Below are 6,875 nucleotides of genomic sequence, written 5' to 3' on the forward strand. Positions count from 1 at the left end.
TCGACACAAAAAACCGCGATGCAATCGCTTGCTCTGCGCAAAGTTCGGCGTATAATGCTCGGCAATTTGTCTGGAGATAGTGAAATATGTCACGTCGTTGGTGTGTTACAAAACGTGTTACTGCACATAAGCAAACTGGCTTATTGATGCGACGTTTCTCTATCTTCATTGATTTGTAAAGCCTCCCGTTATGGGGGGCTTTTTTATGCCTAACACTTATTATTTATACCTAACGCATATTATTCATGCCTAACGCATACAACTGGGAAGATGATTATGACAAACTCGCTTTACAACAAGCACATTATCTCCATTCCTGAGCTTTCACGTGAAGAGCTGGAATTGATTGTCAAAACCGCAGGTCAACTCAAAGCTGAGCCAAACCCAGATTTAATCAAAAATAAAGTGGTCGCGAGCTGCTTCTTTGAGCCCTCAACACGTACTCGACTCTCATTTGAGACTGCGATTCAACGTATTGGTGGCGACGTGATTGGCTTTGACAATGGCGGCAACACCTCTCTGGCGAAAAAAGGCGAAACCCTAGCTGACTCCGTACAGGTCATCTCCTCTTATGTGGATGCGTTTGTGATGCGCCATCCTCAAGAGGGCGCGGCGCGTCTGGCGTCGGAGTTTTCTAAAGGTGTACCTGTGATTAACGCAGGCGATGGTGCCAACCAGCACCCGACGCAAACCTTGCTCGATCTCTTCTCGATTGCCGAAACCCAAGGCCGTTTAGACAACCTCAACGTTGCCTTCGTCGGTGATCTTAAATATGGCCGCACGGTACACTCGCTGACTCAAGCGCTGGCGAAATTTGATAACGTTCGCTTCTTCTTTATCGCACCTGAAGCGTTAGCGATGCCTGATTACATCTGCGAAGAGCTCGAAGAAGCCGGTATTCGATTTAGCCTTCATACCGATATGGAAAGTGTCATCCCTGAGCTGGATGTGCTGTACATGACACGCGTGCAAAAAGAGCGCTTTGATGAGTCTGAATACGCCCACATCAAATCGGCCTACATCTTAACGGCAGCCATGCTTGAAGGCGCCCGTGACAACTTGAAAGTGCTTCACCCGCTGCCACGCGTCGACGAGATCACCGTGGATGTCGATAAAACACCCCACGCGTACTACTTCGAGCAAGCTGAAAACGGCGTCTATGCTCGTGAAGCGCTACTCGCCCTTGTCCTTAATCCAGACCTTTAATCGCAGGAGACTCCCATCATGGCAAAAGAAAAACAGTTGCAAGTTGAAGCCATCAAAAACGGCACCGTGATTGACCACATTCCCGCGAAAATGGGCATCAAGGTCCTGAAGCTATTTTCAATGGATGAGTCAAACCAACGCGTGACCGTTGGGTTGAACCTCCCTTCCTCCGCACTGGGCCATAAAGATCTGCTCAAGATTGAAAACGTCTTTATCAGCGAAGAGCAAGCCAACAAACTGGCGCTGTACGCCCCTCATGCCACCGTCAATCAGATTGAAGATTACCGCGTAGTGAAAAAGCTCGCTCTTGAGCTTCCACGTCAAGTCAACAATGTGTTTGCCTGCCCGAACAGCAACTGCATTACCCACAATGAACCGGTAGAAAGCAGTTTCGCGGTAATTGAGAAAAAAGACGAGTTTCGCCTTAGGTGTAAGTACTGTGAGAAAGTGTTCTCACGCGAAGTGGTCACTGAGCGCTAAGCTCACTCAAAGCTTAGTCATTTCATCCCCGCCGCTGCGGGGATGTTTCTTTACCCTTCATTTTTTCTTTACTCTTCATTTTTCTTTACCCATCAAGGGATTCACGGCACACTGCTCTATTAAGCGAACGCCTCACTCGTCGAGCACTCGGCCCTGTAAGCGTTACTATCTCATCAGCTAAACACTCATTCAGGAAGAGAGACATGACCAAAGTACTTCATACAGAATCAGCACCAGCAGCGATTGGCCCATACGTACAAGGCGTTGACCTTGGCAACATGGTTCTGACCTCTGGACAAATCCCAGTCAATCCTGCAACCGGTGAGGTCGCAGAAGATATTGCCGCTCAAGCACGCCAATCACTAGAAAACGTCAAAGCCGTGGTAGAAGCATCAGGCTTGACGGTTTCAGATATCGTGAAGATGACGGTGTTTGTCAAAGATTTGAACGATTTTGGTACGGTGAACGAAGTGTACGGTCAGTTTTTTGATGAGCACAACGTCGCCAACTACCCTGCACGCTCTTGTGTAGAAGTGGCACGTCTACCCAAAGATGTCGGGATTGAAATCGAAGCGATTGCGGTGCGCAAATAACGGCAATGTTCAGGTTGCCTTAGGGGACTCTAACCTGAGGAACTCTAAACAAAAAGCGAGCCTAACCCGGCTCGCTTTTTCGCTTTTATTGTCCGTAGATATTGCTCGGCAAGAGAGGTTGATTAGCAAGATTGAGTAAGGGAAAAGATGGGCCCTTCCCCAAGCGCGTCATTCATTCGCCGTACGACTCTGGCACATTGGCGAGATCACTCACCAGCGCCGCGAACTGAAAGCCTGACTTTGGATCTTGGATTAAGGCGATGTTAGTCTGTCTGTCGACCACCAAAACTTCGCCTCGCCCCTCAGCGCATTCGACCATCATACCTTTTGTAACTTGACACACGTCCATTGGGTGACTCCTCTTTTTTGCCTGTTTACGAGAAGTGCCATCGTCAGGATCACCGTCAGACGCGACAAATAAAAACGGCCTCACAAGGAGGCCGCTCAAATCAGAGTGGTTGGTCGTTATTTCACGAACTCAACACCGGTTTGGATATCACCGTTTAGTGTCTCTAGCATGCCGTCAAGCGCATCTTTCTCAAACGCACTGAGCGCACCGTAGCTAAGCACTTCTTCAACACCCTCTTTACCCAGTTTCACTGGTTGAGCAAAGAATGGGGCGTGCTCACCATCACCTTCAACGTACGCGTACTCGATGACTTCTTCACCTTGCAGTGCTTTCACTAACGCAAGGCCGAAACGACACGCAGCTTGGCCCATAGAGAGCGTTGCGCTACCGCCACCCGCTTTCGCTTCAACCACTTCTGTACCTGCGTTTTGAATGCGTTTGGTGAGAGCGGCCACTTCTTCGGCGCTAAATTCCACACCTTCCACTTGAGACAGTAGTGGAAGAATCGTCACGCCAGAGTGTCCACCGATCACCGGTACACGCACTTGACCTGGATCTTTGTCTTTCAATTCAGCCACGAAGGTTTCAGAGCGAATCACGTCCAGTGTCGTTACACCAAACAGACGACGCTTGTCGTACACGCCCGCTTTTTTAAGCACTTCAGCTGCGATAGGCACTGTCGTATTCACTGGGTTAGTGATGATGCCCACTAAGGCTTTCGGGCAGACCACCGCGATCTTTTCTGCCAACGACTTAACGATACCTGCGTTGACGTTAAACAAATCGGCGCGATCCATACCTGGCTTACGAGCCACACCTGCAGAAATAAGAACAACATCGGCACCTTCAAGTGCAGGTGTTGGATCTTCACCGGCGTAACCTTTGATAGACACAGGCGTTGGGATGTGGCTTAGATCCGCAGCTACACCCGGCGTCACTGGCGCAATGTCATACAAAGCCAGATCGCAGCCTGCAGGAAGGCGGTTTTTCAGTAAAAGGGCTAGGGCTTGACCGATGCCACCAGCGGCACCAATAACAGCTACTTTCATTGTAGTTCTCCTTGAGATGGATCTCTTATATGTATCTTGTAGGGTATTCTGTACTCAGGTGTGTCCAAGCTAAACCAATCACATCCTGATTACAATCAATTAACGTCAGCTTTGCGACCTTGCGCAATCCACCATTAACGTGCTACAAATTTCACGCGCATTATCCCCTGTTCTACCTTGTATGACAAAGGGTTAAGCCCTCTTTTGTCCTTGGCGTTTTTCGCCAGTTTACAGTGATACGCTAGACAGAATTTCAGCTTTTCCATAGCTATAACTGCATAGCTATGCGAGAATATTCACTTCCTGTATAGACACTACTGGTGGAAGAAACATGCGCCATTCAGAAAAACAAGATAGCTTAGTGAGAGCGTTCAAAGCCCTATTGAAAGAAGAGCGATTTGGCTCGCAAGGTGACATCGTTGATGCACTGAAAAATGAAGGGTTTGACAACATCAACCAATCAAAAGTCTCACGGATGCTGACTAAGTTTGGCGCAGTGCGTACTCGCAACGCCAAAATGGAGATGGTCTACTGCTTGCCTGCCGAACTGGGTGTCCCTACCGTTTCAAGCTCACTGCGTGAGTTAGTGCTCGATATCGATCACAACGAGGCCTTAGTCGTGATTCACACAGGCCCAGGCGCGGCGCAGCTGATTGCCCGTTTATTGGACTCTTTAGGCAAAGCAGAAGGTATTTTGGGCGTTGTCGCCGGTGATGACACCATCTTTATTACCCCAACACTGAGCATCACGACCAAGCAACTGTTCAAATCAGTGTGCGAATTGTTCGAGTACACTGGCTAACGTTTCATATTATTGACGCTTTTGATGATCGCGCTGACGCTCATTCAGCGTGATCTGCATCACATCCTGATTAAAATCCAACAATCCCGACAAAGCAACCGTAAGTAATTGATTTTCTGAAAAAATCATCACAGAACAATCCCTATACATTCTCCTCACAATCAGCCCAAATCGCTACATTAGTTAACATACGTGTAATTATGTGCCAATTTTTTGGTATTATTCAGCCACTTTTTCAACATACGGATTGAAAAAGATGCCGTTTCCAGTAAGAGGAAACGCCCAAAGCAACTACACTTGCTAAGGGGCTAATAATGAATAAGGAAGGGAAATTCATGGCATTGAACAAACTTATTAAAGTCGGTGCGATTGCAGCTGCTGTAATGGGTGCTGGCGCCGTTAACGCACAAGAGTTCATCACAATTGGTACAGGTTCGGTTACGGGTGTTTACTACCCGACGGGCGGCGCCATTTGTAAACTGGTGAACAAAGGCCGTAAAGAACACAATATTCGTTGCTCTGTAGAATCAACCGGTGGTTCGATCTACAACGTCAACACCATCCGTGCTGGTGAGCTGGATTTTGGTATCGTTCAGTCTGACTGGCAATATCACGGTTACAACGGTACAAGTAAGTTTGCTGAACAAGGCCCGTACAAAGATTTACGCGCTATGTTCTCTCTACACACCGAACCATTTAACATCATCGCACGCAGTGATGCGGGCATCGACAACGTGTCTGACCTAAAAGGTAAGCGCGTCAACATCGGTAACCCGGGTTCTGGCGACCGTGCAACCATGGGTGTGGTCATGGAAGCCATGGGTTGGACCAACGACGACTTCAAATTAGCGTCTGAGCTAAAAGGCTCTGAGCGTTCTCAAGCGCTGTGTGACAACAAAATTGACGCGTTCGTTTACGTTGTGGGTCATCCAAATGGATCGATCAAAGAAGCGACCACATCATGTGATGCGAAGCTAGTGTCTGCAACGGGCGAGAAAATCGATGCCATCGTTGCAAACAACCCTTACTACGCATACAGCACAGTACCTGCCGGCATGTACCGCGGCACTGAAAACGACGTAAACAGCTTTGGTGTAGCAGCGACTATGGTAACCACAGCCAACGTGTCTGACGACGTCGCGTACAACGTAGCGAAAGCGGTATTTGAAGATTTCGATACCTTCAAGCGCCTACACCCTGCGTTTGCAAACCTGAAGAAAGAAGACATGGTGAAAGCTGGTCTTTCTATCCCTCTTCACCCAGGTGCAGAGAAATACTACAAAGAAGTTGGCCTACTGAAATAAGCCACTTTGTACAAACCCGGGACATGGCGCTCGGGTTTGTAGCGCCCGTATAAGGGCCGCTCCCAATGTCTCTTTTAGGGTTTCACATTTTTGAAACCCTTCTTCGTTTTATAGTAATAACCCAACGGTACTGAGAATGCAGACCTCGCCGCGCATGGCACGTCGACGATGCAATCAAGGTCACTCTTCCCCACACAATGCCAATACGCTGGGCGGCGCGTGGGCAGGAATAAAGCAATATGGCTTCTTTTCGCTACACTGAAAGAGGCCAATAAAGATTCTGACTGCGACTGACGTCGTGACCAAATGAATCATTTATAACAAGGATAAAGACCATGTCGAAGACAACCACTCCGTCTCCTGATGTGCAAGAAATGGTTGCCCAAGCCGATACTGGCGCGCGTGCCCCTAGTGGCATCGCCGGACGTATCTTATGGTTTGTGCCGCTTTGTTGGTCACTCTTCCAACTTTGGTATGCCTCACCTTTGCCGTTTATTTTCAATTTTGGCGTACTGAACGACACCGAAGCTCGTTCCATTCACCTCATGTTTGCGGTTTTTCTTGCCTTTACTGCCTATCCGGCCATGAAAAACTCTCCGCGCGATACCATTCCCGTGGTGGACTGGTTATTAGCGCTGGCTGGCAGCTTCTCTGCTGCCTACATCTACTTGTTCTACACCGAGCTCGCGGGTCGCTCTGGCGCGCCGACCACCTTAGATATTGTGGTCGCGGTCACTGGGATGATTTTGCTCCTTGAAGCGACACGCCGAGCACTTGGGCCACCATTGATGGCGGTAGCCGCGGTATTTTTACTCTATACCTTCGGCGGCCCTTACATGCCAGACGTCATCGCTCACAAAGGGGCGAGCCTCAATAAAGCCATGTCTCACCTTTGGCTCACTACCGAAGGCGTATTTGGTGTGGCACTGGGCGTCTCGACCTCGTTTGTTTTCCTTTTCGTCCTCTTTGGCGCCATGCTTGAGCGCGCTGGGGCTGGCGCTTACTTTATTAAAGTGGCCTTCTCGCTACTTGGTCACATGCGTGGTGGCCCAGCAAAAGCCGCCGTTGTCGCTTCTGGCCTCTCAGGTCTGG

8 protein-coding genes are annotated in these 6,875 nt (G+C 49.0%); 6 read left to right on the plus strand and 2 right to left on the minus strand.

Features of this window, described 5'->3' with window-relative positions; all coding sequences use genetic code 11:
- The first annotated feature begins 276 nt into the window (after nucleotides 1-276).
- From pyrB to AC6R1O_RS12165, 3 genes are all read left to right on the plus strand, one after another.
- Nucleotides 277-1,206 (plus strand): aspartate carbamoyltransferase, encoded by a 930-nt coding sequence (pyrB, locus tag AC6R1O_RS12155; protein WP_487901764.1) that lies wholly within the window; start codon nucleotides 277-279, stop codon nucleotides 1,204-1,206.
- 18 nt (nucleotides 1,207-1,224) lie between these two features.
- Nucleotides 1,225-1,686, plus strand: coding sequence for an aspartate carbamoyltransferase regulatory subunit (gene pyrI / locus AC6R1O_RS12160; RefSeq protein ID WP_500627083.1), 462 nt, complete (start codon nucleotides 1,225-1,227; stop codon nucleotides 1,684-1,686).
- Nucleotides 1,687-1,889: 203 nt separating this feature from the next.
- Entirely contained in the window at nucleotides 1,890-2,279 is a 390-nt protein-coding gene (locus AC6R1O_RS12165) for a RidA family protein (RefSeq protein ID WP_500627084.1), read from the plus strand.
- A gap of 172 nt (nucleotides 2,280-2,451) precedes the next feature.
- Here the strand turns inward: AC6R1O_RS12165 and AC6R1O_RS12170 are convergent, their stop codons facing one another.
- Complete coding sequence (locus AC6R1O_RS12170; protein WP_500657121.1) at nucleotides 2,452-2,628, minus strand: hypothetical protein; 177 nt, start codon at nucleotides 2,626-2,628, stop codon at nucleotides 2,452-2,454.
- A 116-nt stretch (nucleotides 2,629-2,744) separates the two neighbouring features.
- Nucleotides 2,745-3,677, minus strand: a complete 933-nt coding sequence (gene mdh, locus AC6R1O_RS12175) for a malate dehydrogenase (RefSeq protein WP_334555058.1) — start codon at nucleotides 3,675-3,677, stop codon at nucleotides 2,745-2,747.
- Nucleotides 3,678-4,008: 331 nt separating this feature from the next.
- On the opposite strand from mdh, the gene argR reads away from it, so the two are divergent.
- From argR to AC6R1O_RS12190, 3 genes are all read left to right on the plus strand, one after another.
- Nucleotides 4,009-4,479, plus strand: a complete 471-nt coding sequence (gene argR, locus AC6R1O_RS12180) for a transcriptional regulator ArgR (protein ID WP_334555057.1) — start codon at nucleotides 4,009-4,011, stop codon at nucleotides 4,477-4,479.
- A gap of 335 nt (nucleotides 4,480-4,814) precedes the next feature.
- The gene (locus AC6R1O_RS12185) at nucleotides 4,815-5,783 is read left to right on the plus strand and encodes a TAXI family TRAP transporter solute-binding subunit (RefSeq protein ID WP_334555056.1); all 969 of its coding nucleotides are present in this window, start codon (nucleotides 4,815-4,817) and stop codon (nucleotides 5,781-5,783) included.
- A gap of 335 nt (nucleotides 5,784-6,118) precedes the next feature.
- Nucleotides 6,119-6,875, plus strand: a 757-nt coding sequence (locus AC6R1O_RS12190) for a TRAP transporter large permease subunit (protein WP_500657122.1), incomplete at its 3' end; no start/stop codon positions are given.

Source organism: Vibrio sp. R11-SG3-ISO3-SZ, from assembly GCF_059834345.1.

What these genes read in the sequence shown, in the direction of transcription:
- mdh (WP_334555058.1), bottom strand. Translation starts at nt 3,677, where the DNA reads ATGAAAGTAGCTGTTATTGGTGCCGCTGGTGGCATCGGTCAAGCCCTA.
- AC6R1O_RS12170 (WP_500657121.1), bottom strand. Translation starts at nt 2,628, where the DNA reads ATGGACGTGTGTCAAGTTACAAAAGGTATGATGGTCGAATGCGCTGAG.
- AC6R1O_RS12165 (WP_500627084.1), top strand. Translation starts at nt 1,890, where the DNA reads ATGACCAAAGTACTTCATACAGAATCAGCACCAGCAGCGATTGGCCCA.
- argR (WP_334555057.1), top strand. Translation starts at nt 4,009, where the DNA reads ATGCGCCATTCAGAAAAACAAGATAGCTTAGTGAGAGCGTTCAAAGCC.
- AC6R1O_RS12185 (WP_334555056.1), top strand. Translation starts at nt 4,815, where the DNA reads ATGGCATTGAACAAACTTATTAAAGTCGGTGCGATTGCAGCTGCTGTA.
- pyrI (WP_500627083.1), top strand. Translation starts at nt 1,225, where the DNA reads ATGGCAAAAGAAAAACAGTTGCAAGTTGAAGCCATCAAAAACGGCACC.
- pyrB (WP_487901764.1), top strand. Translation starts at nt 277, where the DNA reads ATGACAAACTCGCTTTACAACAAGCACATTATCTCCATTCCTGAGCTT.